Source organism: Streptomyces corchorusii (assembly GCF_001514055.1).
Lineage (GTDB): Bacteria > Actinomycetota > Actinomycetes > Streptomycetales > Streptomycetaceae > Streptomyces > Streptomyces olivaceoviridis.
Genome location: NZ_KQ948355.1, coordinates 568,969 through 595,699 on the forward strand (window position 1 = coordinate 568,969; position 26,731 = coordinate 595,699).

At 73.9% G+C, this 26,731-nt stretch carries 26 protein-coding genes and 1 tRNA gene; 14 read left to right on the top strand and 13 right to left on the bottom strand.

Going from position 1 to position 26,731, the window contains the following annotated elements; translation table 11 throughout:
* Positions 1-2: 2 nt before the first annotated feature.
* Positions 3-1,016 (bottom strand): selenide, water dikinase SelD, encoded by a 1,014-nt coding sequence (selD, locus tag AQJ11_RS15165; RefSeq protein ID WP_059263392.1) that lies wholly within the window; start codon positions 1,014-1,016, stop codon positions 3-5.
* A 37-nt stretch (positions 1,017-1,053) separates the two neighbouring features.
* On the opposite strand from selD, the gene AQJ11_RS49225 reads away from it, so the two are divergent.
* Together AQJ11_RS49225 and AQJ11_RS15170 are read left to right on the top strand one after the other, a co-directional pair.
* A tRNA-Sec gene (locus AQJ11_RS49225) sits at positions 1,054-1,146 on the top strand.
* 313 nt (positions 1,147-1,459) lie between these two features.
* Positions 1,460-2,122 (top strand): HAD family hydrolase, encoded by a 663-nt coding sequence (locus AQJ11_RS15170; protein ID WP_203348833.1) that lies wholly within the window; start codon positions 1,460-1,462, stop codon positions 2,120-2,122.
* Here AQJ11_RS15170 and AQJ11_RS15175 read toward each other — a convergent pair.
* Positions 2,103-3,329 carry an NsdA family TPR-like regulatory protein gene (locus tag AQJ11_RS15175; protein WP_059263393.1) on the bottom strand — a complete coding sequence of 409 codons (1,227 nt, stop codon included), beginning with the start codon at positions 3,327-3,329 and terminating at the stop codon, positions 2,103-2,105. The genes AQJ11_RS15170 and AQJ11_RS15175 overlap by 20 nt on opposite strands.
* Positions 3,330-3,995: 666 nt before the next feature.
* On the opposite strand from AQJ11_RS15175, the gene tgmA reads away from it, so the two are divergent.
* Genes tgmA through tgmC form a run of 3 tightly spaced genes read left to right on the top strand, consistent with a single transcriptional unit; the run spans position 3,996 to position 6,369 of the window.
* Entirely contained in the window at positions 3,996-4,289 is a 294-nt protein-coding gene (gene tgmA, locus AQJ11_RS15185; protein WP_059263395.1) for a putative ATP-grasp-modified RiPP, read from the top strand.
* A gap of 14 nt (positions 4,290-4,303) precedes the next feature.
* Positions 4,304-5,236, top strand: coding sequence for an ATP-grasp ribosomal peptide maturase (tgmB, locus tag AQJ11_RS15190; RefSeq protein WP_059263396.1), 933 nt, complete (start codon positions 4,304-4,306; stop codon positions 5,234-5,236).
* Positions 5,233-6,369: an ATP-grasp peptide maturase system methyltransferase gene (gene tgmC, locus AQJ11_RS15195; protein WP_059263397.1), complete on the top strand. Its 1,137-nt coding sequence runs from the start codon at positions 5,233-5,235 to the stop codon at positions 6,367-6,369. Before tgmB ends, tgmC begins: the two co-directional genes overlap by 4 nt.
* Before the next feature lie 197 nt (positions 6,370-6,566).
* Here tgmC and AQJ11_RS15200 read toward each other — a convergent pair whose 3' ends face one another.
* Together AQJ11_RS15200 and selA are read right to left on the bottom strand one after the other, a co-directional pair.
* A complete protein-coding gene (locus AQJ11_RS15200; RefSeq protein WP_059263398.1) occupies positions 6,567-8,333 on the bottom strand; it encodes a SelB domain-containing protein in 1,767 nt (588 codons plus the stop codon).
* A 272-nt stretch (positions 8,334-8,605) separates the two neighbouring features.
* Positions 8,606-10,009 (bottom strand): L-seryl-tRNA(Sec) selenium transferase, encoded by a 1,404-nt coding sequence (selA, locus tag AQJ11_RS15205; RefSeq protein ID WP_059263399.1) that lies wholly within the window; start codon positions 10,007-10,009, stop codon positions 8,606-8,608.
* A gap of 132 nt (positions 10,010-10,141) precedes the next feature.
* Between selA and AQJ11_RS15210 the strand changes: the two genes are divergently transcribed.
* On the top strand, positions 10,142-10,492 hold the full coding sequence (locus AQJ11_RS15210) for a hypothetical protein (protein WP_059263400.1): 351 nt from the start codon (positions 10,142-10,144) through the stop codon (positions 10,490-10,492).
* 52 nt (positions 10,493-10,544) lie between these two features.
* On the opposite strand, the gene AQJ11_RS15215 is transcribed toward AQJ11_RS15210, so the two are convergent.
* The 3 genes from AQJ11_RS15215 to AQJ11_RS15225 form a co-directional block, all read right to left on the bottom strand.
* Positions 10,545-11,558 (bottom strand): MASE1 domain-containing protein, encoded by a 1,014-nt coding sequence (locus tag AQJ11_RS15215; RefSeq protein ID WP_059263401.1) that lies wholly within the window; start codon positions 11,556-11,558, stop codon positions 10,545-10,547.
* 94 nt (positions 11,559-11,652) lie between these two features.
* Positions 11,653-12,483 carry a PP2C family protein-serine/threonine phosphatase gene (locus AQJ11_RS15220; RefSeq protein WP_058079218.1) on the bottom strand — a complete coding sequence of 277 codons (831 nt, stop codon included), beginning with the start codon at positions 12,481-12,483 and terminating at the stop codon, positions 11,653-11,655.
* 153 nt (positions 12,484-12,636) lie between these two features.
* A complete protein-coding gene (locus AQJ11_RS15225) occupies positions 12,637-12,957 on the bottom strand; it encodes a hypothetical protein (protein WP_059263402.1) in 321 nt (106 codons plus the stop codon).
* Positions 12,958-13,282: 325 nt separating this feature from the next.
* Here AQJ11_RS15225 and AQJ11_RS15230 point away from each other — a divergent pair, with 325 nt between their 5' ends.
* Positions 13,283-13,618 carry a hypothetical protein gene (locus AQJ11_RS15230; protein ID WP_244218249.1) on the top strand — a complete coding sequence of 112 codons (336 nt, stop codon included), beginning with the start codon at positions 13,283-13,285 and terminating at the stop codon, positions 13,616-13,618.
* Between the two features lie 32 nt (positions 13,619-13,650).
* Here the strand turns inward: AQJ11_RS15230 and AQJ11_RS15235 are convergent, their stop codons facing one another.
* On the bottom strand, positions 13,651-14,343 hold the full coding sequence (locus tag AQJ11_RS15235) for an alpha/beta fold hydrolase (RefSeq protein WP_079082318.1): 693 nt from the start codon (positions 14,341-14,343) through the stop codon (positions 13,651-13,653).
* 216 nt (positions 14,344-14,559) lie between these two features.
* Positions 14,560-14,913, bottom strand: a complete 354-nt coding sequence (locus AQJ11_RS15240) for a helix-turn-helix transcriptional regulator (RefSeq protein ID WP_041664948.1) — start codon at positions 14,911-14,913, stop codon at positions 14,560-14,562.
* A 131-nt stretch (positions 14,914-15,044) separates the two neighbouring features.
* On the opposite strand from AQJ11_RS15240, the gene AQJ11_RS15245 reads away from it, so the two are divergent.
* Positions 15,045-15,578, top strand: coding sequence for an STAS domain-containing protein (locus tag AQJ11_RS15245; protein WP_059263404.1), 534 nt, complete (start codon positions 15,045-15,047; stop codon positions 15,576-15,578).
* Positions 15,579-15,868: 290 nt separating this feature from the next.
* Here the strand turns inward: AQJ11_RS15245 and AQJ11_RS15250 are convergent, their stop codons facing one another.
* The gene (locus AQJ11_RS15250; protein ID WP_244218250.1) at positions 15,869-17,077 is read right to left on the bottom strand and encodes a hypothetical protein; all 1,209 of its coding nucleotides are present in this window, start codon (positions 17,075-17,077) and stop codon (positions 15,869-15,871) included.
* 173 nt (positions 17,078-17,250) lie between these two features.
* Between AQJ11_RS15250 and AQJ11_RS15255 the strand changes: the two genes are divergently transcribed.
* Positions 17,251-18,696 carry a glyceraldehyde-3-phosphate dehydrogenase gene (locus AQJ11_RS15255; RefSeq protein WP_014670650.1) on the top strand — a complete coding sequence of 482 codons (1,446 nt, stop codon included), beginning with the start codon at positions 17,251-17,253 and terminating at the stop codon, positions 18,694-18,696.
* 213 nt (positions 18,697-18,909) lie between these two features.
* Here AQJ11_RS15255 and AQJ11_RS15260 read toward each other — a convergent pair whose 3' ends face one another.
* Positions 18,910-19,863 (bottom strand): LysR family transcriptional regulator, encoded by a 954-nt coding sequence (locus tag AQJ11_RS15260; RefSeq protein WP_059263405.1) that lies wholly within the window; start codon positions 19,861-19,863, stop codon positions 18,910-18,912.
* Between the two features lie 181 nt (positions 19,864-20,044).
* On the opposite strand from AQJ11_RS15260, the gene AQJ11_RS15265 reads away from it, so the two are divergent.
* On the top strand, positions 20,045-20,617 hold the full coding sequence (locus AQJ11_RS15265) for a TetR/AcrR family transcriptional regulator (protein WP_059263406.1): 573 nt from the start codon (positions 20,045-20,047) through the stop codon (positions 20,615-20,617).
* A gap of 50 nt (positions 20,618-20,667) precedes the next feature.
* The gene (locus AQJ11_RS15270) at positions 20,668-21,834 is read left to right on the top strand and encodes a GDSL-type esterase/lipase family protein (RefSeq protein WP_059263407.1); all 1,167 of its coding nucleotides are present in this window, start codon (positions 20,668-20,670) and stop codon (positions 21,832-21,834) included.
* A 39-nt stretch (positions 21,835-21,873) separates the two neighbouring features.
* Here AQJ11_RS15270 and AQJ11_RS15275 read toward each other — a convergent pair whose 3' ends face one another.
* Both AQJ11_RS15275 and AQJ11_RS15280 read right to left on the bottom strand, forming a co-directional pair.
* Entirely contained in the window at positions 21,874-22,545 is a 672-nt protein-coding gene (locus AQJ11_RS15275; RefSeq protein WP_014670654.1) for a class F sortase, read from the bottom strand.
* Between the two features lie 150 nt (positions 22,546-22,695).
* Positions 22,696-23,289 carry a hypothetical protein gene (locus tag AQJ11_RS15280; protein WP_059263408.1) on the bottom strand — a complete coding sequence of 198 codons (594 nt, stop codon included), beginning with the start codon at positions 23,287-23,289 and terminating at the stop codon, positions 22,696-22,698.
* Between the two features lie 278 nt (positions 23,290-23,567).
* Here AQJ11_RS15280 and AQJ11_RS15285 point away from each other — a divergent pair, with 278 nt between their 5' ends.
* The 3 genes from AQJ11_RS15285 to AQJ11_RS15295 all read left to right on the top strand — a co-directional run bounded on the left by AQJ11_RS15285 (position 23,568) and on the right by AQJ11_RS15295 (position 26,665).
* Positions 23,568-24,578, top strand: coding sequence for a Vgb family protein (locus tag AQJ11_RS15285; protein ID WP_059263409.1), 1,011 nt, complete (start codon positions 23,568-23,570; stop codon positions 24,576-24,578).
* A gap of 113 nt (positions 24,579-24,691) precedes the next feature.
* Positions 24,692-25,570, top strand: a complete 879-nt coding sequence (locus AQJ11_RS15290; protein WP_059263410.1) for an SCO6745 family protein — start codon at positions 24,692-24,694, stop codon at positions 25,568-25,570.
* Between the two features lie 258 nt (positions 25,571-25,828).
* Positions 25,829-26,665 (top strand): fructosamine kinase family protein, encoded by an 837-nt coding sequence (locus AQJ11_RS15295; protein ID WP_059263411.1) that lies wholly within the window; start codon positions 25,829-25,831, stop codon positions 26,663-26,665.
* Positions 26,666-26,731 lie beyond the last annotated feature (66 nt).

Here is a 26,731-nt window from a genome sequence, read left to right on the forward strand (position 1 = left end):
TCCTACCTGAGCACGACGGAGTGGGCTCCGCGCGGCACCAGCTCCCCGACCACCGGCGCCCCGGGCACCTCACCGGCGACGAGCAGCCCGCCGGAGGTCTGGGCGTCGGCGAGCAGCAGCCGGGTGTCCGCGTCGGTGTCCCCGAAGTCGGTGTGCGGCGCGACCCACTCCAGATTCCGCCGGGTGCCCCCGCTGACGTACCCGTCCCGTACGGCCTCCCGGGCGCCCTCCAGGTACGGCACGGCGGCGGTGTCGACCACGGCCGTGACGCCCGAGGCGCGGGCCAGCTTGTGCAGATGGCCGAGGAAGCCGAACCCGGTGACGTCGGTGGCGCACTCGGCGCCGGCGGCCAGCGCGGCCTCGGAGGCCTCCCGGTTGAGAGCCGCCATCGTGGCGACGGCGTGCGCGAACCGCTCGCCGGTGGCCTTGTGCCGGTTGTTCAGGACACCGATACCGAGCGGCTTGGTCAGCGACAGCGGCAGCCCGGGCCGGCCGGCGTCGTTGCGCAGCAGTCGCGCCGGATCGGCGATGCCGGTGACGGCCATGCCGTACTTGGGCTCGGGGTCGTCGACGCTGTGCCCGCCGCCGATGTGGCAGCCCGCCTCGGTGGCGATGTCCAGTCCGCCGCGCAGCACCTCGCGGGCGAGGTCGAACGGGAGCCGGTCGCGCGGCCAGGCGAGCAGGTTGACGGCGAGCACGGGCCGGCCGCCCATGGCGTACACGTCGGACAGGGCGTTGGCGGCGGCGATCCGGCCCCAGGCGTAGGGGTCGTCCACGACCGGGGTGAAGAAGTCGGCCGTGCACACCAGGGCGGTCCCCCGGTGCGTGACCACGGCCGCGTCGTCGCCGGTGGCAAGGCCGACGAGCAGCGGGGTGTCGCCGCCGGCGAGCGGCGATGCGGTCAGCCCGGCGACCACCTCCTCCAGCTCCCCGGGCGGGATCTTGCAGGCGCAGCCGCCGCCGTGGGCGAACTGCGTGAGCCGTACGGGCGCCTGATGGGCCGGTGTCGTTGTCATACCGGTGGTCTCCTGGGGCAGTAGCCTGACGGGCGGTGGAGGCGTGTGGGTGCCTGGTGGCCCTCCCGGTCTTCAAAACCGAGGTGCCCGAGGATCTCGGGCAGGCGGGTTCGATTCCCGTCCGCCTCCGTCTTCTACCTGCATGAATAACGTGCTCGGCCAAACGTGGGCCTAACGCACCCCTGACCACTCTATTCCGCCCTCATGGCGAGCACCCGAAGGCGCGAGCGCGGGGACGGCAGCGCGATCTACCAGGTGTCCTGGACCGGGCCAGCCCCGTGGATGTGATCTAGCCGTTGGGGGCGGGTGCCTGCGACGCTGGGCTCAGGTCCCGCCGCGCTCCCCGTCACGGCGGGCCGCGCACGTCCGGGTCACAGCTTGACCGCCCCTTCTCGCCTTCACGCGGGAGGGGTCCCTTTCATCATGCCCGGTACCCTGCCCGCATGATTCGCGCAGTGATCTTCGACGTCGGCGAGTGCCTCGTAGACGAGACGACCGAATATGGCACCTGGGCCGACTGGCTCCAGGTCCCCCGCCACACCTTCGCGGCGATGTTCGGCGCCGTCATCGCCCAGGGCCGCGACTACCGCGAGGTGTTCCAGGAGTTCCGGCCCGGGTTCGACCTGTACGCCGAGCGTGAGCGCCGCGCCGAAGCCGGGAAGCCGGAGACGTTCGGAGAGGCTGACCTCTACCCGGACGTCCGTGACACGCTCGCCGCTCTGCGCGCCGATGGCTTGTGGCTGGGGATCGCCGGCAATCAGACGGTCCGCGCCGGCCGGATCCTCCGCGAGCTGTTCACCCCGGACGTCGACCTCATCGGCACAAGCGACGACTGGGGCGCCTCGAAGCCGGACCGGGCGTTCTTCGACCGGGTCGCAGAGGTCGTGCCCACCGAGGTGGGCGAGATGCTGTACGTTGGGGACCGCGTCGACAACGACATCCGCCCCGCGCGCGAGGCCGGCATGCACACGGCGCTGGTGCACCGCGGACCTTGGGCGACGATCCAGTGGAACACGGAGGAAGCGAAGAAGCTTCCCACGTTCCGCGTGGAGAGCCTCCTGGAACTGTCACCGCTCATCCAGCGGTTCAACGAGCCAGCGCGCTGACCGTCGTAGACCACCCGTACAGCCGGTCGTCCAGGTCGCGGACGCACTGCTCGTGCTGGTGAGGTGCCAGTGCGCGCCGCACCTCCCGCACCCGGTCCATGCCCATCGCGTACCAGGTGCGTTCCAACTGGTCGAGCGCGCGGACTGCGTAGCCGCAGGCGGCCTCGGGATTGCCGGCCGCGGCCTCGACCGCGGCCAGGTCCCCGAGGATGACGGTGGCCTGCTTCTCGTCCTGCGGGCCGAGCTCGTCGAGGACTTGAAGGAGTGTGGTCCGGGCCTGCGGGAGATGCCCGGCGCGCAGCGGGGTGTTGCCCTTGAACGCGGCCAGGCGAACCGGGGAGAACCAGTCCAGCCACTCAGGCGAGACGTGGTCGCTGCCCTGGGCGAGGACGTCTTCGGCGTGCCCGATCAGGTGCAGGGCGGTACGGGGGTTGCCGCAACGCGTCTCGCACTCCGCTTCCACCGCGTCGAGCCAGGCGAGCAACTCGGCCGGGGCAGGACCGCGCCGGGCGTATGTCCGGGCGGCCACCATCCGCTCCACGGCCTCCTCGCGACGGCCGTCCCAGCCGGGGATGAACGCAGTGTGCGCCAGGACCCCGGCGCCGAGCAGAGGGTCGTCGGCCTCACCGGCGGCCTGGAGCGCCCGCAGCAGAGTGTGTGCGGCCTGGTCCGGATCGCGCAGGTCGAAGAACTCGATCCGGCCCGCCAGGAGCCACGTCTCGGCGAGCGCCGCAGCGATCCGCTGCCGGGTCTGCCCGGCGGCCTCCGGAAGCAGTGCGCAGCCGAGGGTGGCGTGCGCGATCGCGGCCGGGTGCAGCGTGGCCGGGGCGACGGTCCAGTACAGGCGTCGGTGTGAACGGGTGACGGCCTCGAAGTCCTCGGCGGCTGTGGCGGGTTGCATGGCGATGGCCTGAGTGGGGACGGTGGCGAGACCGACGGCGGCTGCGGTGGCGGCGAGCACGGTGCGGCGAGCATGTCCTGCCGGCCTGCCACCAGTAGGGGTGAATCCCAGGGCTTCGAGGTCCTGGCCGAGGAGCCGTGTGAGAGCCTGGGCCACCTCCGGCTGCGGAACCGGCGGCTGTTCGGACTCCCACCGCCGGACCTGCCGGACACCGACCCCGAGGGCTTCCGCGAGAGCCTGCTGGGAGTAGTAGCCGGCCGCGACCCGGGCCGCCTTGAGTCGGAAGTTTCCTGCGGGGCGTGCCACTGCTGCACCTCCATCGTCGAGCGCTGCGGCAAGTGTCGCCGCACGCCCTCGCATTGGCCAGTCACCCCCCGGATGCCCCGATGAAAGTCCTCTTCGTGGCACCCAAAAGACCTGTTGAAGTCCTCGGCTTGGCGCAATTACAGGGCCAGTCTGGTGTGCGTTCGATCACGCCTGCCGTGGAGGAGACACCATGTCCACCGCTCCACCCGTGGACGCCCCTGAGTGGGACGCCGTCCGCGTCCCCCGACAGCTCGGCCTCTCCCCGATGGAGATCCTCGGCACGCGTGCTGGTGCCGTGATCGAGGACCCGACTCGGGGGGGCGCTCTCCTTCTTCACCCCGGCGGGCGCCGCCGACAAGGCCGGATGACCACCGCGACACAGCGGCTCGCTGTCCTTTCGCTTCGCCACAGCCAGATGTGTGAGCAGTGCGTCGACGACAGCGACCTCTGCACGATCGGGCTCGGACCGACCCGAGCAACTTGGGAAGCCCCGCCGTCGAGCCTGTCAGTCCCCGGCACTTGAGGTGAGCGCCGGACGGCACCCGCACGGCCTGCACGGGTGGCCGCAGGTCCGCCGCCGGGCCGCCCGTCCCGGCGGCGGACCCCCTGCATGTCCCCGCCGCAACCGAACGGCGGGCACCCGCACCACCGACGAGAGGAACTGCCTTGTACGTGCACTCCGATCGACTCCCGACCGGCACACCGCTGCCGTCCGGCACCACCACGCCCACTCCCTGGGGACTGAGGCGCATGGCCCCCTACCCCACGATGACCCCGGCCTACGCGCGCGCCGTGCTGGACCCGGCCACCCAGACCACCGTGTTCTACGACCACCTCGGCCGGGTCATGGAGATGCCCGGCCACGGCACCAGCACCGGCACCCAGCCGTCGACGGGCACCAGCCCCGACGGCAATGGCACCACCAACGACAGCGACACGGGCAGCGACGGCGACCAGTGAACGAGCCTCGTCCGGTGCTGGTCGTCACCTGCCTGAACGATCCCACCGCCGACGTGGTGATCAGCGAGCTGCACGACCGGGGCGTCCCGGTCGTGCGGTTCGACAGCGCCGACTTCCCGCATGCCCTGTCGGTCGCGGCCACCATCACCACCGACGGCGTGGACGGCACCTTGTCCACGCCCACCCGGACCGCCGAACTCTCGCAGGCCCGCTCGCTCTACTACCGGCGGCCCACCGGGTTCTCGTACCCGCACCTCGGCGAGCAGGACGCCCGGTTCGCCATCACCCAGGCCCGCTACGGACTCGGCGGCCTGCTGGCGTCCCTGCCCGGCTGCCTCTACGTCAACCACCCGCACCGCATCGGTGACGCCGAGTTCAAACCGTCCGGGCTCGCCACGGCGGCGGCCGTCGGCTTCCAGGTCCCCCCGACCCTGATCACGTCCGAGCCGGACGCCACCCGGGTGTTCATCAAGCGGTACGGCCCCACCATCTACAAACCCCTCGCGACACCTGCCTACTTCGTGGACGGCGTCTCCAACACCGTCCAGGTGGCCGAGGTCGAACTCGACGACATCGACGCGACGGTCGCCGGCACAGCGCACCTGTTCCAGCAGATGGTCGACAAGACCGCGGACGTACGCGTCACCGTCATCGGCGACCAGATCTTCGCCGTCCGTATCGACTCCGACCTGCTGGACTGGCGCACCGATTACAGCCAGTTGCGCTACACCCCCGTCACACCACCGCCCGGCATCACCGACGCCCTCTACGCGTATCTGGCCCGGTTCAGCCTCGTCTTCGGCGCATTCGACTTCGCCGTCGACCGCGAGGGCCGATGGTGGTTCCTGGAGTGCAACCCGTCCGGCCAGTGGTACTGGCTCGAACCGGAGACCGGCCTGCCGATGCTCGCGGCCATGGCCGACCTCCTGGAGAGGAAACCCCGATGAGCGACCCAGAGACCGCCGCCCTGCGCCGCGCGCTCGCCGACCAACTGGCCGACGGCGGCCACCTGCACACCCAGCAGTGGCGCAGGGCCGTCGAGTCGGTACCGCGGCACGAGTTCCTCCGCACCGGGTTCTTCGAACGGGTGATCGGACCGGGTCCTACCGCGTGGCGGCCGGTACTGGCGGAGTCCCCTGGCTGGCTGCTGCGCTGCTACGACGACGAGTCGTTCGTGACCCAGGTGGCCGGCACGATCGTCCCGGCGGACATCCGCGGCGAGATTCTGCGCGAGCCGACGTCGTCGAGCACGCTGCCCAGTCTGGTCGTTCGGATGCTGGAGGACCTCCAGGTCGAGGACGGTCACCGCGTGCTGGAGATCGGCACCGGCACGGGGTACTCCACCGGCCTGCTGTGCCACCGCCTCGGCGACGACCTCGTGACCTCGGTGGAGGTCGACCCTGAGGTGTCCGCCCGGGCGGCGACGAGCCTCGGCGCCTGTGGCCACTTCCCGGACCTCGTCGTGGGTGACGGCCTCGCCGGCCACAAGGACGGCGCCCCGTACGACCGGGTCATCGCCACCTGTAGCGTGCTGGACGTTCCCTCCGTCTGGGTCGAGCAGACCCGGCCGGGCGGGATCATCCTGGCCACGGTGACCGGCTGGATGCACGCCTCCGGACTGGTACGCCTCACCGTCGGCGATGACGGCACAGCACGCGGCCGGATCGTGGACGAGTCGGTGTCGTTCATGCTCGCCCGCCCGCAGGCGCCCCCGCCGTTGGGCATGCTGCCGGACTTCGGCTCCGGTGAGGAGCGCCGGGCCCGGCTCGCTCCGACCATCCTGACCGAGCCGGCAGCCCGGTTCGTCGCACAGCTCGCGGCGCCTCGCGCGCAGCACCTCACGCTTCCCGGTCCGGGCGGAACGGAGCACATCCTGCTGGATGCGGGCGCCGGCGCGTGGGCCGCTCTCCGTCAGGAAGAAGAGCAGCGCTGGAGTGTCCGCCAGGGTGGTCCCGGTCGCCTGTGGGACGACGTCGAGGAGCACCTGCTGCGCTGGCAGACAGACGGCGCACCGTCGCTGGAGCAGTTCCGGATAGAGGTGTCGCCCCAGGGACAGCGGGTCGCCTGGGCAGGAGCCTGACGCGCACGCCGCACCCACTGACCTCCTGCCGTCAGGGCGCTCTCGTTCCTGCGGCAGGTTGCTCAGCGGACGAGGTCGGCTGGTGGCACGCCCAAGGCGTCAGCGATGAGGAGTACGGCCACGGTCCGGGACCCTGACGCATGCGCCGATCTGCGGCATCGAGCGCCATCAAAAACGGCACTACTTGTCACGGTTCATCATTCCGCGCGACAGCGCCGGCGCTGTTCGTCGACGCGCTCCGTGTACCCGTGGGCGTCCAGGAACTCCAGCAGCGGTACGGCGACCCGGCGGGTGGTGTCGAGTGCGCGCCGGGCCTCGCTGAGCGTGAACGGCTGGGGCAGCGCGCGCAGGACGGCGGCGGCGTCGGCGTCCGCGCCGGGCAGCAGCACGATCCCGTCGGCGATCCGCAGCAGGGCTCCGGCTGCCGCTGCCGCTGCCAACGTGCGGCGGTCGAGGCCCAGTTCGGCGAGCCGCCCGGCCTCGGGGGCGCGGAAGGGGGTACGGGCGAGGTCCCGGCGCAGGGCGTCCACGGCGGCGCGGACGGGTGCGGGCAGGGCGGGCCCGGGGCTGTCCGCGGGGTACAGCCGGCCCTGCCCCGCCCGGAGCCGGGGCTGTGCCGCCGCCAGCGCGTCGACCAGGGCGCGGTCGGGCAGGCCGAGCAGCCGGCGGGCCGCCTCGGTGGGCAGGCCGGGGTCCAGCGGGTGGGCGCGGGCGTGTTCCAGGACGTGGCCGGCCAGCCGGTCCTTGAGGAGGTTCCAGTGCGCCGCGTCGGCGAGCCAGTCCCCGGCGACGGGGTCGCCGGGCGCCGGGACGCCCATCGCCCGCAGGTCGGCGCGGCGGACGAGCTTGCGGCGGCGCAGTTCGGCGGCGCCGTCCGGGCGGCCGGTCATCGTCTCCAGTTCGGCCGCGCGGGCCCGGCCGGCGCCGCGCCGGGCCAGCCGGGGCGGCCGTACGTCGAGGACGGTGACGCCGCAGGGCGGGCGGGTGCCGCCGGGTTCGCGGAGCACCGCGCGGTCGCCGACCCGGAGGGGCAGCCCCCGGCGCAGGGTGAGCCTGGCGGTGTCCGGGCCGAGCGGGCGGACGGTCACCGGTACGGCGGCCGTTCCGATGTGCAGGGTGACGCACCGGGGCAGCTCGGCCACCGGCTCTCCGGTGACCCGTACGTCGGCGGCCTCGGTGCTCAGCCAGCGGTCCGGGGTGAGCAGCACCCGGCCGCGGCCCAGGGTGGTGTCCCCCTGGCCGTGGACGTTGACGGCGACGCGGGCCACCGCGCCGACGGCCGTCCGCTCCTCGTGGAGGCTCTGGAGGCCGCGCACCCGCAGGACGGCCGATCCGTCCGGGGTGACCAGCCGGTCGCCGACGCGCAGGGTGCCGGCGCCGAGGGTGCCGGTCACCACGGTGCCGTGGCCCCGCACGGTGAAGGCCCGGTCGAGCCACAGGCGTACGTCGGCTTCGGTGTCGGGCGCGGGCAACTCGGCGGCCATCCGCGCCAGTTCGGCACGCAGGTCGTCCAGTCCCGAGCCGGTGACCGCGCTGACCGCGACCTGCGACACCTTGCCCAGGGAGGTGGCGGCCAGCCGCTCGACGGCGTCGGCGCGGACCGGCTCGGGGTCGGCGAGGTCGCTGCGGGTCACCGCGAGGACGGCGTGCCGGACGCCGAGCGCGTCGAGGATGGCCAGGTGCTCCTGCGACTGCGGCTGCCAGCCCTGGTCGGCGGCGACCACGAACAGCACGGCGGGTACGGGGCCGACACCGGCCAGCATGGTCGGCACGAACCGCTCGTGACCGGGTACGTCGACGAACGCGAGGTGATCCCCGCCGAGCCTGGTCCAGACGAAGCCCAGGTCCAGGGTGAGTCCCCGGCGCCGCTCCTCCTCGTACCGGTCGGGCTCCATCCCGGTGAGGGCCCGGACCAGCGCGGACTTACCGTGGTCGACATGCCCGGCGGTCGCGAGAACGCGCATCACGCCTCCCTTCCGCAGGGGGCCGGCATCAGGCCGCCGGCCATGCCACGGGGCCCCGGCAGCACGCCGCCCACTCCGCCACCGGGCCGTCCCGGGGTGCCGCCCGCCGTCGTTCCCGTCGTTCCCCGCGGACCGCGCATCATGCCCGCCCTTCCACGAGGACCAGCATCACACCGTCCGCCCTTCTTCGGGGACTGCGAACCGTGCCGCCCACGCCGGCCCGCTCTTGCGGGGGCGCCCTGGGTGCCGTGCGCCGCCCCGCGCCTCCCCCGTCACTTTCCCCGCCCCTCCGCCACCGGCCGCGCCGACCGTACGGCCTCGGCCAACCGGTCGTCGTCCTCCGGGGACACCGCCCTGAGGTCCAGCAGGCAGCGGCCCGTCTCCAGGCGGCCGACGACGGGGATACGGCCGGTGCGCAGTGCGGCGGCGTACGGTTCGGGCAGGGAGAGGGCGGCGCTGGGCAGGGTGACGCCGGGGGCACCTCCGCCGCCGACCGTCGCGGCGCTCTCGACGGCCAGGACGTCGATCCCGTCGGCGGCCAGCCCGGCGGCGAGCCGGCCGGCGCGGGCCCGGAGCCGGGCCGGGTCGGCGGCGAGGGCGAGGGCGGTGGGGGTGGGCGGGCCGGTGAGGGTGGCCTCCAGGGCGGCCAAGGTCAGCTTGTCGACGCGCAGGGCGCGGGCCAGCGGGTGCCGGGCGAGGGTGCGGACCAGGTCCTCCCGGCCGAGCAGCAGCCCGCACTGGGGTCCGCCGAGCAGTTTGTCGCCGCTCGCAGTGACGAGCGCGGCGCCGGCGCGCAGCTGGGTGTCGGCGTCGGGCTCCTCGGGCAGGGCCGGGTGGGGCGCGAGCAGCCCGGAGCCGATGTCGACGACGACCGGCACGCCCAGGCCGGTGAGGTCGGCGACCTCGGCGGACCGGGTGAAGCCGGTGATCCGGAAGTTGGCCGGGTGCACCTTCAGCACGAACCCGGTGTCCGGCCCGACGACGGCCGCGTAGTCGGCGGGGGCCGTGCGGTTGGTCGTACCGACCTCGCGGAGCCGTGCGCCGGTCGAGACGAGCAGGTCGGGCAGGCGGAAGCCGTCGCCGATCTCCACCATCTCCCCGCGGCTGACGACGATCTCCTTGCCGGCCGCGAGGGCGGTGGCGGCGAGGGCGAGCGCGGCGGCACCGTTGTTGACGACGTGCGCGGCGCCGGCGGCCGGCACCCCGGCGCGCAGGGCGGCGAGCGCGGAGCGTCCTCTGCGGGCCCGGACGCCGGTCGCCAGGTCGAGTTCGACGTCCGTGGGACCGGCCGCCTCCTGGACGGCCCGCCGGGCGGCGGCGGACAGCGGGGCCCGGCCGAGGTTGGTGTGCAGCAGCACCCCGGTGGCGTTGAGCACCGGGCGCAGGCCGCTCGCGGCGGCGGGCAGCAGGTCCAGGGCGGTCCGCGCGACGTGTTCCGGCGGGATGCCGCCCGCGCGGGCCCGCTCCTGCGCCTGCCGTACGGCGGCCTTCACCCGGTGCGCGCCGAGCCGTTCGACCGCCTCGGCGAGCCGGGGGTCGCGCAGGAGGGCGTCGGTGCGCGGGATGCGGCGGCGTGCGTCGTCGGCCGCGTCCCGCTGCCGGGGCGGGTCCGTGGTCACGGGCGCGCCGAGCGTGCCGTCCTCGGCTGCCCTTCCTCGTACCGGCCGCTGTTCCATGCCGCCCTGTCCTCCCGGTCCGGCCCTGTGCCCGTACGGACCCGGCCCATCGTCTCCCAGTGCCCCCGGCGGGCCGTCCGACACGCCGGGACGGACGTTGGCGGTGGCCACCGCCCGGGTACTCGGCGCCGCATGAACGACCACGAGCGCAAGCGACAGGACGAGAACGCGACGGCGGCCGAGCGGGCCGCGCGCCGGCAGCGCGAGGCGGACCGCGAGCGCGCCGGATCCGAGCCGTTCGACTACCCGTACCCGGAGCGCCGGGCGAATGTCCGGGCCCGGCGGCACATCAGCGAGGCACAGGCCGCCGCGGACACACCGCCGGGGATTCCCGGCGGCTACGGCACGACCGGCGGCGGTCAGCCCGGCGCCACCGGTGCCGCCCACCCGCCGTCCCGCGAGCACCGCGCCACGTCGGCGGGGACGCCGGCCGCGGAACCGGGCAGTGACGACGAGGGGCCGGTGAACCGCTCCGAGCGGTGACACGCCACGGCGACGAGCGGCCCGCGGAAGGCTCACCGGGGCCACGGGAGCCTCAGGGCGTCCCGGTGGGCCACGGCCGGTCGTCGATGTCGTCGGCCCCGGTCTGCGGCCGGGGCGGCGGCGCCTCGCCCGCGGTGAGGTGTTCCAGCACCTCCACCAGTTCCTGGCAGGCCTTCTCCACCGAGCTCCGGGTGTTGCGCTGCTCGATGATCACGGCGGACAGCAGTAGCGCGGTCAGGGCCATGGCCCCGTTGAACGCCTGGAGCTTCACCATGACCTCGATCCGGCTCATCCCGGCGAACGCGCCGACGCCGTCCGTGGCGGCGACGGTGGCCACCACGGAGGTCAGCAGCGCGCAGAGCACACCGCCGACGAGCTGGAACCGCAGGGCCGCCCAGATGATGAGCGGGTAGACGAGGAACAGCAGGCTGAGCGAGCTGTGCACGGCCAGCGGTACGAGGGCGCAGGCGACGACGGCCAGCGCGGTCGCCTCCTTCCAGCGGCGCAGGGGCAGCGGCCTGCGGACGCCGTGCAGCAACAGCAGCAGCGGGGTGACCAGCAGGACACCCATCGCATCGCCCACCCACCAGGCGAGCCAGACGGGCCAGAAGCTGTGCGGGGGCACGCTGCCCGTGAGGGCGAGGACGCCGACGCCGACGGACGCGCTGACCAGCATGGCGCCCAGCGCGCCCAGGAACACGAGGGCGAGGCCGTCGCGCAGCCGGCTGAGGTCGGTGCGGAAGCCGGCCCGGCGCAGCAGCAGCGCCGCGCACAGGGGTGCGGCGGTGTTCCCGAAGAGGATGCCGAGCACGTCGGGTCCGGGTGTGCTGAGGGAGAGGACGGCGAAGAAGGCGCCGAGCGTGATGCCGGGCCAGCAGCCCAGGCCGAGGATGAGCAGCGCGGCGAGGGCGACGCCGGTCGGCGGCCAGATGGGGGTGACGACGGCGCCCTCGACGGTCAGCTGGCGCAGCAGGCCGAGCCGGGCCGCCGCGTAGTAGCAGGCGGCGACGGCCAGCAGCTGGACCACCCGGCCGCCCGGCCGGCGCAGCTCCTCGAAACCCACCACAGCAGCCATCTCACACCGATGGCCGCCGGTCGGCGAGGCGAGGCGGTCCGCGGCCCGGCCCTATGGCTGACGGCGGCCGGGCGGAGAGCCCCTCTCAGGCCGGTGCGGCGGGGCCGTCCAGGCCCACCACCAGGACGGCGGCGTCGTCCTCGTGCCCGACGCTCTCGGCGCCCTTGATCACGGCCGCGGCGAGCGCGCGGGCCTCCAGACCGGCGACGGCGGCGATACCGGCGAGCCGTACCACCTGGTCGAGGCCGTCCTCGATGTCCAGCGACGGACCCTCCACGACACCGTCGGTGAGCAGGACGAAGACCCCGCCGGTGGTGAGCCGGTGCCGGGTGACCGGGAACTCGATGCCCTGTCCGATGCCGAGCGGCGGTCCGCCGGCGTCGTCGACGACGCCGGACTTCCCGTCCGCCGTGGCCCAGACGGAGGGGATGTGACCGGCCCGGGCGCTCTCCAGCACCCCGGTGGCCGGGTCCAGCCGCATGAAGGTGCAGGTGGCGAACAGATCGCCGCCCAGCGAGAGCAACAGGTCGTTGGTGCGGGCCAGCAGCTCCCCGGGATGGCCGGTGACCGAGGCGAGTGCCCGCAGTCCGGCCCTGACCTGGCCCATGAAGGCCGCGGCCTCGATGTTGTGGCCCTGTACGTCGCCGATGGACAGCCCGATCCGGCCGTCGGGCATGGTGAAGGCGTCGTACCAGTCGCCGCCCACGTTGAGACCGAGGTTGGCGGGCGCGTACCGCATCGCGAGATGGAGGCCGGGCGCGGCCGGCAGGTCCCGGGGGAGCATGCCGCGTTGCAGGGCGATGGCCAGCTCGACCTGGGTGCGTTGCAGCTCCGCGCGTCGGCGCGCCTGGGCGGTGAGCGAGCCGAGTCTGGCCAGCAGCTCGTCGCCTTCGTCCGTGGGGCGCTTGCGGGGCATCGATCACTTCCGGCGGGACGGGTGACCCTCGGGGGGCCGGTCGCCTGAATTCTCGGCAAACGTCTAGATTTTACCTAAATGGGATGATCGTGCCTCGGGGAGGGTCGGCCGGGCCGGGCTCCGGCGCGCCCGGTGTCCCGGCCGTGCTCGCGGTCAGCGGACCTCGGAGTCGATGCCGGTGATCACCGCGGGCCCGAGCGGTGCCGTCCGCTCGTCCAGTCCCGCCTGCTGGAGCGCGGAGTCCGCGAGCCTGCGGGCCTCCTCCTCGGCGTGCCGGCCGGTGTCCGCCTCCACGGTCAGGCGCAGGGTGAAGGTGTTGTCGTCGTTGACGCTGAGCGCGTCCAGGTCCTCGGCGCTGCCCATGTGCGTGCCGTGCGGATCGGCGGGCCGGAGCGCCCTGGCCAGCCGGGAGCGGGTGTCGGCCTCGATCCCGGTGGTGAAGGTGCCGGGGACGCTGATCACGTAGTTCGTCATGAGACGGGTCCTTTCCTCGGGCGTCCCCCGTCTACCCCGATTCGCGGGCTTCGCACCGCGGACAGCGGGGCGCCGTCCCGGTCCGGGCATCGTCCCCCGGACGGCGGACGTGCCCGTGTCGGCTCCGGGGCCCGGTGCGGCGGGGGTGGGAGATTACGGCTGCGGCCCCTCGGTTCGTCTCCCCCCCGCCCCGCCTCGCCCGACGAAGGACTCCCCCGTGCCGAAGGACTCATCCATGTCGAAGGGCTCCCCGATGCCGAAGGACTCACCCATGTCGAAGGGCTCACCCATGCCGAAGGACTCCCCTACGCCGAAGGGCTCACCCATGCCAAGGAAGGCCGCGCCCCTGCGCCTGCGGCGTCCGTTCGCCGCCGTACTCGGCGGTCTCGCCCTCGCTCTGACCACCACGGGTTCCGCGCTCGCCGCCGACGGGACGTTCGTCTGGATCGGGCCCCAGGGCAAGGCGTACGCCATCGACAACCCGCCGGACGGCAAGTGCCTCGCCATGGCCCAGGAGGCGCGCGGCGCCCGCAACAGGACGAAGAAGCCGCTCGTCGTCTACACGAAGAAGAGGTGCGCGGGGTCGGCGTTGCGGCTCGCCCCCGGCCGCTCGGCGCCCGCGAACGCCCGCTTCGCCAGCGTGGTCTTCAACCCGCGCTGACGCTCCCCACGGCGCCGGGGGCCTGAGCCCCCTCAGACCCAGCCGTCGAGCGCGCCCATGAAGCCGTCGAAGTCGTCACGGTAGACGCAGTGCCCGGCTCCCTCGACCGTCCGGACCTCGAAGCCCCGTCGGACCAACTCCTCGTCCAGACCGGGCCGTACGAGTTCACCGGCGCCGGCCAGCACCACCAGGGAGGGCACCACCGGGCGCGCCGGTGTGCGGCTGACCGCGTAGATGCCCGGCAGGACGCGGGCCGAGGCGGGGTCCCAGTCGGCGAGCGTGGCCAGTTCCACGTCCACGTCGGCTTCGTCCCAGCGCGGATTGAGGCTCTTGACCATCGCGCGGTTCGCGGACTTGAAGACGGCGAAGTACGCGGACGCCTCGACCAGTTTCCGGCGTATGTCCCAGGCGGGGTCGCAGTAGACGGCCCGCGCGGGCGCCAGCCGTTCGACGGCGCCGGCCAGGGCCATGGCCCCGAGCGAGTGACCGATGACCAGTTCCGGGCGTTCCGGGAGGGTTTCGACGAGGTCGTCCGCCCAGGTCTCGGGGCTGTACTCGCCCCGGCCGCTCGCTCCGTGCCCGCGCAGGTCCACGCCGATGACGCGGTAGCCCTTGCCGGCGAGGACCGGTGCGACCCGGTGCCAGGTGCGGTGGTCGGACATGATTCCGTGCACGAGGACGGCGATCCGGTCGCCGGTCCCCCACTCGTGCGTGTGCAGTCTCATCGGCAGCGCCTCCCCCGTCGTACTCCGCCTGATCATGTCATCACGGCCGACGCGGGATCCGCACCCGGCGGACGGCCGGCGTCCATCGTCCCGCGCGCGACGCGGAAATCCGGGCGGTACGCGCGCGTGTCGGCCGGCTTCGGGGACCGGTGATCCTCCACGAGGCCGGAACGCCACGCCCCCCAGACCGTCCTCAGACCGCCGTCAGACTGTCAATCACGGGGCTGTCATCACGCCGGTCGAATCGGGCTGCCCCGAACGTTGCGCCTCGTCCTGGACGAGCATCGACAGGAGCGAGGCCACCGTCAGGCCGATCCCCGCTTCGGCCGGATGCCGCAGGGTCCTGCTGGGATCGATCCGGTAGGTGTTGCCGCGCCCCTCCCGGGTGTGAGACAGGTAACCATCCTGCTCCAGGTCCACGATGATCTTCTGCACAGCGCGATCGGTGAGCCGGCAGCGCGCGGCGATGTCCCGGATGCGCGCATGTGGGTTGTCCGCGACGGCCGCGAGTACGCGGGCATGGTTCGTCAGGAAGGTCCACCCGCTGTGCGACTCAGGCACTCCATCCATGCCCCGGAGTCTACCGACTAGCCATTCACGCACTCAAATACACGTACCGAGATTCGTGTATTAGTTGACGTACATCCGGGTGAGGGTGCAGCGTTGAGTCAGACCCCTGCGCAGACATGCGGGAGAAAGCCATGTACCACCGCATCCACCAGGCCCAGCTCGCCGGCGGGCCCGGCCTGCCCTGCCCGGGAAGCCGGGAGAACCCGGACAGGCCCCTGCCGGCCGGCTTGGCGACTACCTCCTGCACACCGCGCGGGGGCCGGATCCGCGTCCAGGTACGGGGTGAGCTGGACCTCGACTCCGCGGACCGGCTCCGTCCCGGCCTGTACACAGCACTCGCCGCGTCGGAGCACGGCCTCGACCTGGACCTGGGCGGGCTCGAATTCTGCGACTGCGCCGGCCTGGGTGTGCTGATGGAGCTTCGGCAGCGAGCCGACAGCCAGGGCAAGACGGTCGTCATCCGCGTCGCCAGCCGCATGGTCGACCGGCTGCTCGGCCTCCTCGGAGCCAAGGAGCTGTTCACGCCGCCGGATCCGCCGCCCATCGAACTGCGTCACCCGGCCCCGGCCACCCCTTCCTCGCCGAAGGCAGGGACATCACCAGGCACCATGTCCTCCCGCACCCGCACGGACGGGACGGGTTGCCGCCAGGCCCCGCGCTGCTGAGACACGCCTCGGTCCGCCGGCGCCCCTTGCGGGTGCGGTACGGACCGAGCCCGGCAACGGCCCCGGCACCGACGGCCGGGTTCCGCGGCTGTTTTGCCGAACGGCCCCATTCCGTCAGGTCCAGCAACCGCGCGTGGGCCTGGTTCGACCAGTTCTCGGCATCGGTGGCGGCAACCACCTTCTGAGACGGCCGAATCCGCAAATCTCGTGTCTCCCCCATCCGAGGTCTCGCGCGCGGCCGTCCGCGTGCCATCGCGCTTCACCGCAAGCCGCACCAACGACGCGCACCGTCACAGCGGGGAGTGGGCCACCGCCGTCACATAGGCGCCGCACAGCAGGGAGACCAGGGTGAGGGCGCCGTAGACGACCATCGCCGCCGGCGGGCGCAGCCACCACGTGCGGGCGAGGGCGCGTGCCACCGGGACGAGCAGCGGGAAGGCCGGCAGCAGGAACCGCGGCTTGGAGGAGAAGGAGCCGGAGCCGCCGACCACGAGGAGGACCAGGAGGCCGGCGAAGACCACCAGGGCCGGCGGGGGGCGCTCCAGGCAGAGCAGGGCGAACAGCAGGACGCCCGACGCGACGACCAGGAGGGCCACCGGGTAGACGACGCCCCCGCCGTGCAGGAACAGGGACTTGAGGAAGCGCACCGAGCCGGCGCCGAAGTCGAAGCGGGAGTCCCAGGCGCGCTGGACGGTGAAGTAGCCGCCGAGGAGGTCTCCCGTACGGCTCCCCACCCACAGCACGTAGCCCAGCCAGCCCAGGGGGGCCAGCAGGGCTCCGGCCCACAGCCGCGCGGGAGCCCGGCCGCGCTGCCGCACCGCCTGGTGCCCGGCGGCCAGGATGACGGCCACCGCCACCGCGAATCCGCTGGGCCGCGCCAGGCCCGCCAGCGCGGCCAGGGTTCCGGCCCACAGCCAGCGGCCCCTGAGCACGCAGTACAGCGCCCACGCGGCGAGCGCGGCGAACAGCGACTCCGTGTAGGCGATGGTCAGTTCGACGGCGTGCGGCAGGGCGGCCCACAGGGCGACCAGTGCGGTGGCGACGCCCCGGCCGTACAGGTGGTGGCCGACGAGGTAGACGCCGTACGCGGCCACGCCCGCGGCCGTCCAGGCGATGAGCAGGGCGGACCGGCCCGGGGTGAGGGGCAGGACGGCGGTCAGTGCCCGGATGAGCGCCGGATAGAGGGGGAAGAACGCCCAGTCGGTCTGGACGGCGCCCTGCGGGGAGATCCAGAGGAGGTGGCCGTAGCCGTGGGTGGCGATGTGCAGGTACCAGCGGGAGTCCCAGCCGTGGGCCAGGTTCCTGACCAGCGGTTGTCCCCGGAGTTCGTTGGTGAGGATCACCGTGAGGATCCCGGCGAGCCGGACGGCCGCGAACAGGGCGAGCGCCGGCAGGGCGCCCTGCGGCCGGCCGGGCCCGGTCGGCCGGGGCAGCCGGGGACGCCTCAGCGGCCCGGAGGGGGCCGTCGGTTCGGGCCGGGGGACGGAGGAGGTGCTCACGGCGTCGACCTTGGGCACGCCGGTGGGCAGGTGCAACGCGCGACCCGGGTTTGCGCCGCCCCTCCCCCGGTTTTCACGCGTCCGGACGCGTCCCCGGCCCCGCTCGCCCCCTCAAAGGGGCCCAGAAGGGTGTGGTTATCATATGAGCGCTGCCTAGCTCGAAAGATGGATCTGTGACTGTCAACGACGACTCGTTCACCAACTGGAAGATCCGCGAGGAGATCGCGGAGTCGATGATCCCGCTCATCGGGAAGCTGCACCGCGAGCGGGACGTGACCGTCCTGCTGCACAGCCGCTCCCTGGTGAACAAGTCGGTGGTCAGCATCCTGAAGACGCACCGCTTCGCCCGGCAGATCGCCGGCGCCGAGCTGTCGGTCACCGAGACCATGCCGTTCCTCCAGGCCCTGACCGCCCTCGACCTCGGGCCGTCGCAGATCGACCTCGGCATGCTGGCCACCACCTACAAGGCCGACGACCGCGGCCTGAGCGTGGCGGAGTTCACCGCCGAGGCGGTCGCCGGCGCCACCGGGGCCGACAAGATCGAGCGCCGCGAGCCGCGTGACGTCGTGCTGTACGGCTTCGGCCGCATCGGCCGGCTCGTCGCCCGCCTGCTGATCGAGAAGGCCGGCTCCGGCAACGGCCTGAGGCTGCGCGCCATCGTGGTGCGCGGCGGCGGCGCCCAGGACATCGTCAAGCGCGCCTCGCTGCTGCGCCGCGACTCCATCCACGGCCAGTTCCAGGGCACGATCACCGTGGACGAGGACAGCAGCACGATCGTCGCCAACGGCAACGCCATCAAGGTGATCTACGCCGACGACCCGTCGCACGTGGACTACACCGAGTACGGCATCCGGGACGCCATCCTCATCGACAACACCGGCAAGTGGCGCGACCGCGAGGGCCTGTCGCAGCACCTGCGCCCCGGCATCGAGAAGGTCGTGCTGACCGCGCCGGGCAAGGGCGACGTCCCGAACATCGTGCACGGCGTCAACCACGACACCATCAAGCCGGACGAGCAGATCCTGTCCTGCGCCTCCTGCACCACCAACGCGATCGTGCCGCCGCTGAAGGCCATGGACGACGAGTACGGCGTGCTGCGCGGCCACGTCGAGACCGTCCACTCGTTCACCAACGACCAGAACCTGCTGGACAACTACCACAAGTCCGAGCGCCGGGGCCGCTCCGCGCCGCTCAACATGGTCATCACCGAGACCGGCGCCGCCTCCGCCGTCGCCAAGGCGCTGCCCGACCTCAAGGCGAAGATCAGCGGCAGCTCCATCCGCGTCCCGGTGCCGGACGTGTCGATCGCGATCCTCAACCTCCAGCTGGCCCGCGAGACCACCCGCGAGGAGGTCCACGACTACCTGCGCGAGGTGTCGCTGACCTCGCCGCTCAAGCGCCAGATCGACTTCATCACGGCGCCCGACGCGGTCTCCAGCGACTTCATCGGCTCGCGCCACGCCTCGATCGTGGACGCCGGCGCGCTGAAGGTGGACGGGGACAACGCGATCCTCTACCTCTGGTACGACAACGAGTTCGGCTACTCCTGCCAGGTCGTCCGGGTCGTCCAGCACGTGTCCGGCGTGGAGTACCCGACGTACCCGGCGCCGGCGGTCTGACCGCCCGGGTCGCGCGTACGCGTACGGCCGCCGACCGGGGTTCGCGGTCGGCGGCCGTTCCGCGGGGCGGGTGCGGTCAGGCCGGGGCGGGCCTGACCGCACCCGCCCGCGGCGGACGCCGTGAGCCACTGTGCGGTCGGCGAGACCGCCGGAAGTGCGTTCAGCACCTGGCGCCGGCCGCTCACGACACCGCGGCGCATCCGTGACCCGCCGCTACGCCCCGGCGACGCTCCAGGTGCGCGAGGCCCAGGTACGCAGGTGCGGGGCCTGGGCGACGAGGTCGCGGTACGCGTCCGTGGCGGACCGGAAGAGGGTCTCCACGGTGTCGTCGGTGACGGTCTCCGGCCGCCAGGCCAGCACATAGCGGCACCAGAGCGGGGAGCCCACCAGCGGTTTGACCGTGACGTGCGGGATCGGCCGCAGTGTCGGCTGCACCAGGGACACCCCGAGACCGTCGGCGATCATGCTCTGTAGCTGGGTCTGGTCGCCGAGCCACTCGTGGACGGTCACCGGTGTGAACCCGGCCGCGGCGCAGGCGTCGTAGAACACCCCCGGCCAGCCGGCGCCGTCGTCCGGGGTCACGAACCAGGCGTCCTCGGCGAGGTCGGCGAGCTGGACCTGGGCGCTCTGCCGGAGCCGGTGGCGGGCGGGCAGGGCGACGAAGGTGGGCTCGGTGACGATGCCGCGGTGCCGTACGGCGGTCGAGTGCCGTAGTTCCATGCCCGGGTAGTCGGCGGCGATGGCCGCGTCCACCGCGCCCTCCTCCAGCAGCTCGACGATCCGCGAGGACGCGTAGACGCTGGTGACCGAGAGGGAGAGTTCCGGCAGCCGCGCACGGACCCGGGAGACCGTGCCGGACAGCATGGGCGAGTTCGTCGCGGCCACGCGCAGGGTGCCTCGGGGGCGGGCGGCGGGCGGGCGGTGCCCGATCGCGGCGGCCCGCGCGAGGACGTCCCGGGCCTGTTCGACGACCTCGGCGCCGTACCGGGTCGGCCGGACCCCGCCGGGTCCGCGCTCGAAGAGGGGCTCGCCGAGGTGGCGTTCGATGCGCCGCAGCTGGGTGCTGACGGCCGGCTGCGAGTAGCCGAGCTGTGCGGCGGCACGGCCCACGCTGCCCGCGTCGGCGATTGCGCACAGCACCCGCAGGTGCCGCAACTCCAACTCCATCGCTCCACTCTCCGCCCGTTCCGGCCCCCGTACGCTCGCGCGCCGGAAGCGTTCCATTGTGCCCACAAGCCGAAGGTGCTCCGGAGTCCACGGGTAACCGAGTCGACCTAAGCAGGATGCCCGTTTGCCTAAAGGCTTTAGGAAACTGCACAATGGCTTTCGACAGACGGGAGAGACAGTGATGACGCGTGCGGGGCTGACCACCGAACGCCTGGTGCGGGCCGGCGCGGAGCTGGCCGACGAGGTCGGCTTCGACCACGTGACGGTGTCCGCGGTGGCCCGGCGGTTCGACGTCAAGGTCGCGAGCCTGTACTCGCACCTGCGGAACTCGCAGGACCTCAAGACCCGGATCGCCCTGCTCGCCCTCGCGGAGCTGGCCGACCGTGCCGCCGAGGCGCTGGCCGGCCGGTCCGGCAAGGACGCCCTGGGCGCCTTCGCGAACGTCTACCGCGACTACGCCCGCGCGCACCCCGGCCGCTACGCGGCGGCCCGCCACCCGCTGGACGCCGAGACGGCGGCCGGCAGCGCGGGAGTGCGGATCGCACAGCTCACCCGGGCGATCCTGCGCGGTTACGACCTGACCGAGCCGGACCAGACCCACGCGGTCCGCCTCCTCGGCAGCGTCTTCCACGGCTACGTCAGCCTGGAGACGGCCGGCGGCTTCAGCCACAGCGCTCCCGACTCGCAGGAGTCGTGGACCCGGATCCTGGACGCCCTCGACTCCCTGCTGCGCGACTGGCCGGCCCAGCCCTGAACCGCACGGCTCCCCCACGGCGATCCCCCCTCGAAACGCAGGCAGACACGATGCTCACCATCCCCCTCACCGCCGGCCTGATACGCGGTGCCCTCGAACTGGAGCGCACCGCGCACGGCCTGCTGCCGCACCGGCTGCCCGCCCGGGCCCGCGCCCAGTGCGCCGACCCGCAGCTGGCCCTGGCGGAGTCCCAGCCCTCCGGCGTACGGCTGGCCCTGCGCACCCGCGCCACCACCGTCGAGCTGGACACCCTGCCGACCAAGCGGGTCTACGTCGGCGCACCGCCGCGCCCGGACGGCGTGTACGACCTGCTCGTCGACGGACGCCCGGCCGGCAGCGCCTCCCTCGCCGAGGGCGACACCCTCACCATCGACCTGGGCACCGGCTCCGCCCGGCACCGGCCCGGCCCGGTGGGTACCGTGCGCTTCGCCGGCCTCCCGGACACCGTCAAGGACGTGGAGATCTGGCTGCCGCACAACGAGACGACCGAGCTGGTCGCGCTGCGCGCCGACGCCCCCGTCGAGCCCGTACCGGACCGGGGCCGCCGGGTGTGGCTGCACCACGGCAGCTCGATCAGCCACGGCTCGGACGCGGCGAGCCCCACCACCACCTGGCCGGCGCTCGCCGCGTCCCTGGGCGGGGTCGAGCTGATCAACCTGGGGCTGGGCGGCAGCGCGCTGCTCGACCCGTTCACCGCCCGGACGCTGCGTGACACGCCCGCCGACCTGATCAGCGTCAAACTGGGCATCAACCTGGTCAACACCGACCTGATGCGGCTGCGCGCCTTCGGCCCCGCCGTGCACGGATTCCTCGACACCGTCCGCGAGGGGCACCCCGACACCCCGCTGCTCGTCGTCTCGCCGGTCCTGTGCCCGCTGCACGAGGACACGCCCGGTCCCACCCTCATGGACCTGACCGCCCTGGGCGAGGGGCGCATGCGGTACCGGGCCGCCGGGGATCCGGCCGAGCGGGCGGCCGGGAAGCTCACCCTGGGGGTCGTCCGGGAGGAGCTGGCCCGGATCGTGCGCGAGCGGGCGGCCGAGGACCCGGCCCTGCACCACCTGGACGGCCGCGAGCTGTACGGGGAGGCCGACTTCGCCGAGCTGCCGCTGCCCGACGGCCTCCACCCGGACACCGCCGGACACCGCCGCATCGGCGAGCGGTTCGCGGCGCTGGCGTTCGCCGCGGACGGGCCCTTCGCTGAGCGCGCCGCCTGACCGGAGGGGAGCGGTGCCCCGGCTCGCGCCGGAACGCCCTCACACCAGGTGCGCGAAGACCACCAGGTTGTCGGTGTAGTCCCGCACCGTCCGGTCGTAGTCCCCGGCGCAGGTGATGAGCCGGACCTCGGGGCGCGAGGCGTCGGCGTACACCCGTTTGCTGGGGAAGTCGTCCTTGGCGAAGGTCTCGGCGCTGTCCACGACGAAGTCCGCCGTGCGCCCGTCGGCCCGCTGCACCGAGAACCGGTCGCCGGGCTCCAACTCGTCCAGGTTGGCGAAGACGGCCGGCGAGGTCACCGTGTCGACGTGTCCGGCGATGATCGCGGTGCCCCGCTCGCCGGGCGCGGCACCGTCGGCGTACCAGCCGACGAGATTGGTGTCGGCGGCGGGCGGCGGCTCCAACTGGCCCGTGTCGCCGAGCTCCAGGGAGGTGAAGGGGGCGTCCACGGAGATCTTCGGGATGCGCAGCCGGGTCGGTGCGGACCTCGGCAGCGCGTCGTCGGCCTGCCGGGAGTCGGTCGCCGGCGGGGCGCCGGTGCCCGAGGCCCGGTGCGCCTCCGGCTTGTCGTCCGGCTGCTGGTGACCGCCGAACATGCTGACGGCGAGGAAGACGGCCGCCACTCCCCACAGCGTCAGCCGCCCGCCGTAGCCGGCGCGCTGCTCGTCCGCTGCCGGTCCTGACGGGGTCGGGGAAGAGGGATCTGCTGCCATCGGACACCACCTCACTCGGGCACGGCAGCACGGGGATCAGGGCGGGGAAGACGGCGCCGGCACCGGCGTCCGGGGCGGGGCGCAGGGGGCGCGGGCCGCCGGCGCGGGGGCGCGCCGGCGGCGTCCGCAGCCCCTGGGACGTACGGCCCGTCAGGACGCCGGCTGGGCGGCCTTCTTGCGGCGCAGCGCGAAGGCGCCGGTGGCGCCTACGGCCAGGACGGCGAGGCCGCCCGCGGTGACACCGGGCGTGGCGAGCGCGCCGCCACCGGTGTGCATGCCACCGCGCGGCTTGTCGTGGTCGCCACCCCAGTCGCCCTTCTCGCCCTTCTCTCCCCGGTCGCCCTTGTCGCCCCGGTCGCCCTTCTCACCCCGGTCGCCCTTGTCGCCGTTGTCGCCCCCGCCCTCGTCCTTGTCGCGGTAGCTCTCGGGGTCGAACCGGCTGTCGCCGCTGGAACCCCAGTCCTCGCTGCGCACCGCGGCGAGCGCTCCGCCACCCGTGTGCATTCCGCCGCGCGGCCCGTCGTGTTCCCCACCGCCGCCGCGCTTGTTGCCGTAGTCCTTTTCCTGGTCGCCGTCGGATCCCTCGTCCTCGTCGGACTCGCTGTCCTGCTCCTTGCTGTACGAGGAGCCGCCCCGGCCGCCGCCGTCGTGCTCGGCCGCTGCGGCGAACGCGGCGCCGGGTGTGGCGAAGGATAGGGCGGCGGCGGCAGCCGCCGTTGCCAGGAGCATGCGGGCAGAGCGCATAGTGATGTCCTTCCGCCGTGACCGGGCAGCGGATACCTCATCAGCTGGATGGACCCGGCCCCGACATGAACCACCGTCAGTGAGGCCCCTGGCTCCCACCATCCGAGCCGCCCAGCCGGGTCACCACGCCACCCGTCTGCCCCAGCGCACCGGCTCCGGGACCCCTCGTCCGGGTCAATCGCCGACGCGGTCCACGCCTGCCGGGGTGAGCCCGTCGTACGGCAGCCGGGAACGCCCTCACCCCCTGCCTGCGCAGGGCCGCCCGAAGGAGGCACTCCATGCCGACGAACCCCCGGTGCGGGCGACGGGTCCGCTGGCCGGCCGCCGCAGCGGCCGGTGCTCTGCTCGCCGCGACCGCCGTCACCGCCGGCGCCGCTGCCGCCCGCGCGGGGGCGGACACCGTGACGGAGTATCCGGTGACCACGACGGCCGGTGCCGCACCCGTCGGCATCACCGCCGGTCCGGACGGCGCGCTGTGGTTCGCGGAGCACGGCGCCGGACGGATCGGGCGGATGGCGGTCGACGGCACGGTCACCGACATCCCCACCTCGGGCCCGGACACCGGCCCGGCCGAGATCGTCCAAGGGCCGGACCGGGCCCTGTGGTTCACCGAGACCACCGCCGGGCGGATCGGCCGCGTCACCCCCGCCGGGCTGCTCACCGAGTTCCCGCTGCCGGCGGCCGGCAGCGGCCCGGCCGGGATCGCCTCCGGCCCGGACGGGGCGCTGTGGTTCACCGAGGGGACCGGGAACCGGATCGGCCGCATCACGACCGCGGGGCGGATCACCGAGTACCAGGTGCCCACGCCGGACGCCTCCCCCCACTCCATCGCGGCGGGCGGCGACGGCGCGCTGTGGTTCACCGAGCTGAGCGGCGGCAAGGTCGGGCGGATCACCCCCGCCGGACAGCTCACCGAGTTCCCGCTGCCCGGCGGGGCCTCCGGCTTCCCGGGCGGCATCGTCGCCGGACCGGGCGGCATGTGGCTCACCGCGTCCGGCGGGCAAGCGGTGCTCCGCGTCGACCGCGCCGGGCACGTCACCCGGTTCCCGCTGCCCGGCCCGGACAGCCTGCCCGGCGGCATCACACGCGGGCCGGACGGGCAGGTCTGGTACGCCGACCAGGCCGGCCGCGTCGGCCGGATCACCGCGTCCGGCACCGTCACCGCCTTCCCGGTGCCGGACGGCGGCGAGAAGGTGCCGCTGCGGCTGACGGCCGGGCCCGGCGGAGCCGTGTGGTTCACCGAGCTGCTCGGCAACGCCATCGGCCGGATCCGGGTCCCCGCCCGGTGAGCCCTCCCGACCGCACTCCTCGCTCCCGGCCCGCCGCCCCCTTGTTATGACCGCTGTCATAACGCAGGCTGGTGCCGACAGCACGTCAAGGCCGACGGCGGTGGGAGGAAGCAGTGGCGGACGGGATGGCGCGGGCCCTGTGGGAGCGGTACGAGCCGGTGCACAGTCTCGTGTACTTCGCACCGGAGGCACGCCGGGCCGCGGAGGAGCTCGGGCTGCGCGGGTTCTGGATGGGCTACTTCGCGCTGCGCGCCGCGCCGCTCGGCGCCGTGGCCCCGGCCGTGGTGACGGGCTGCTTCTACGTCTTCCACCCGGTCCGGGTGACCCGGGCGCTGCCGGACGCCTGGTCGTACACCACCCCGGCAAAGGCGCTGACGGCCCGGCTGGAGGCGATGGACGCGGCGATGACCCGCCTGTTCGGGGCGGACACCGTCGGCTCCGGCGCGTTCGCGGAGGCCGCGGACCTGGCCTGGGAGGCCGCCGCGGGCGCGGACACCGCGGGCCGGGTGCTGGGCGCCGCCAACCAGGCGCTGGAACGGCCCGCCAAGCCGGCCGCCCGCCTGTGGCAGGCCCTGACGACCCTGCGCGAGCAGCGGGGCGACTCCCATGTGGCGGTGCTGGTCGGCCTGGGGCTCGGGCCGGTGGAGGCCATGGTGCTCAAGGCGGCGGCCGGCGAGTCCGACGGGGCCTTCCTGCGCGAGACCCGGAAGTGGCCGGAGGACGAGTGGGCGGCGGCGGTGGGCAGGCTGCGCGCGGACGGCCGGCTCACGGCGGACGGCACGCTGACGCCGGCGGGCGCGGCCCTGCGTGCGGAGGCCGAGACGCTCACCGACGCGGCGGTCGAGGGACCGTGGACCGCGCTGGGCGCCGAGCGGAGCGGGCGGCTGGCCACGCTGCTGGAGCCGCTGGCCCGCACGGTCGGGGACTCGGGCCTGCTGCCGGCCGGGAACCCGGTGGGGCTGACCCGGCTCACATACCCCATCGGCCGCTGAGGGGGCTCCGGGCGCCGGGCCGGGACGCGCCCCGGCAGCCGGGCAAGCGGGAACCGCACGGGTTCGGCGTCGGCGCCCGCGAGCCCCCGGCGCGGCGACGCGGCACCCCGCACACCGGCCGCACCGGATCAGCACGGCCGGCGACCGCCCGGGGTCCGCTGAGAACGGTCGTGTCAACGGTTGAAGCACCAGGTGAGCGGCCTGGATCGCGGGCCGTACGCTGGGGCCGTGGTCAACCGAGACGAGGATCCTGGACAGGTGGCGGCCCGGCTCACCGGGCGCCCGGTGAGCGGGGCCCGGCGGTCGTGGGGCTCGCCCGCCGAGGTGCTGCTGGACGGCGGGACCCCGGTGATGGTCAAGCGTGGCGACGGCCCCGGGGCGGTGCGCGCCGAGGTGGCGGGGCTGCGCTGGCTGGCCGCGGCGGACGCGGTCCGGGTGCCGGCGGTGCTCGGACACGACGAGCACTGGATGGTGACCGAGCGGGTGCCCACCGGCTCTCCGGATCCCGAGGCGGCGCTGCGTTTCGGCCAGTCCCTCGCCGCGCTGCACGCGGCCGGTGCGCCCCACTTCGGGGCACCGCCGCCCGACGGGCCCGAGGACGCCCGCATCGGCCTCGCCCCCATGCGCAACGCACCGGGTACCGACTGGCCCCGCTGGTACGCCGAGCACCGGGTGCTGCCGTATGTGCGCGGCGCGGTCGACCGCGGCACGCTCCGGCCGGGCGAGGCGGCGGTGTTCGAGCGGGTCTGCGCACGGCTGCCGGAGCTGGCGGGGCCGGCCGAGCCACCCGCCCGGCTGCACGGCGACCTGTGGAACGGCAATGTGCTGTGGGGCGCCGACGGCGAGGTCCGGCTGATCGACCCGGCCGCGCACGGCGGGCACCGGGAGACCGATCTGGCGATGCTCCAACTGTTCGGCTGTCCCCACCTGGACCGGGTGCTCGCCGGCTATCGGCGGGCGGCACCCCTGGCCGACGGCTGGCGGGACCGGGTCGGCCTGCACCAGCTCTTCCCGCTTATGGTGCACGCGGTGCTGTTCGGGCGGGGATACGCCGAACAGGCGCTGGCGGCGGCGCGCGGCGCGCTCGCGCGATGACTCCGGAACGAACCCCTCCGAAGGGATCTCACTCACCGTGAGGAAACCAATCACCCGTTCGACTCG

Bases quoted from the DNA above. Each gene is read 5' to 3' on its own strand.
- AQJ11_RS15225 (WP_059263402.1), bottom strand. From the start codon at position 12,957: ATGACGAACTACGTGATCAGCGTCCCCGGCACCTTCACCACCGGGATC.
- AQJ11_RS15240 (WP_041664948.1), bottom strand. From the start codon at position 14,913: ATGGATGGAGTGCCTGAGTCGCACAGCGGGTGGACCTTCCTGACGAAC.
- AQJ11_RS15265 (WP_059263406.1), top strand. From the start codon at position 20,045: ATGACGCGTGCGGGGCTGACCACCGAACGCCTGGTGCGGGCCGGCGCG.
- AQJ11_RS15235 (WP_079082318.1), bottom strand. From the start codon at position 14,343: ATGAGACTGCACACGCACGAGTGGGGGACCGGCGACCGGATCGCCGTC.
- selA (WP_059263399.1), bottom strand. From the start codon at position 10,009: ATGGAACAGCGGCCGGTACGAGGAAGGGCAGCCGAGGACGGCACGCTC.
- AQJ11_RS15270 (WP_059263407.1), top strand. From the start codon at position 20,668: ATGCTCACCATCCCCCTCACCGCCGGCCTGATACGCGGTGCCCTCGAA.
- AQJ11_RS15220 (WP_058079218.1), bottom strand. From the start codon at position 12,483: ATGCCCCGCAAGCGCCCCACGGACGAAGGCGACGAGCTGCTGGCCAGA.
- AQJ11_RS15230 (WP_244218249.1), top strand. From the start codon at position 13,283: ATGCCAAGGAAGGCCGCGCCCCTGCGCCTGCGGCGTCCGTTCGCCGCC.
- AQJ11_RS15210 (WP_059263400.1), top strand. From the start codon at position 10,142: ATGAACGACCACGAGCGCAAGCGACAGGACGAGAACGCGACGGCGGCC.
- AQJ11_RS15285 (WP_059263409.1), top strand. From the start codon at position 23,568: ATGCCGACGAACCCCCGGTGCGGGCGACGGGTCCGCTGGCCGGCCGCC.
- AQJ11_RS15200 (WP_059263398.1), bottom strand. From the start codon at position 8,333: ATGCGCGTTCTCGCGACCGCCGGGCATGTCGACCACGGTAAGTCCGCG.
- AQJ11_RS15170 (WP_203348833.1), top strand. From the start codon at position 1,460: ATGATTCGCGCAGTGATCTTCGACGTCGGCGAGTGCCTCGTAGACGAG.
- selD (WP_059263392.1), bottom strand. From the start codon at position 1,016: ATGACAACGACACCGGCCCATCAGGCGCCCGTACGGCTCACGCAGTTC.
- AQJ11_RS15275 (WP_014670654.1), bottom strand. From the start codon at position 22,545: ATGGCAGCAGATCCCTCTTCCCCGACCCCGTCAGGACCGGCAGCGGAC.
- tgmC (WP_059263397.1), top strand. From the start codon at position 5,233: ATGAGCGACCCAGAGACCGCCGCCCTGCGCCGCGCGCTCGCCGACCAA.
- AQJ11_RS15245 (WP_059263404.1), top strand. From the start codon at position 15,045: ATGTACCACCGCATCCACCAGGCCCAGCTCGCCGGCGGGCCCGGCCTG.
- AQJ11_RS15280 (WP_059263408.1), bottom strand. From the start codon at position 23,289: ATGCGCTCTGCCCGCATGCTCCTGGCAACGGCGGCTGCCGCCGCCGCC.
- AQJ11_RS15260 (WP_059263405.1), bottom strand. From the start codon at position 19,863: ATGGAGTTGGAGTTGCGGCACCTGCGGGTGCTGTGCGCAATCGCCGAC.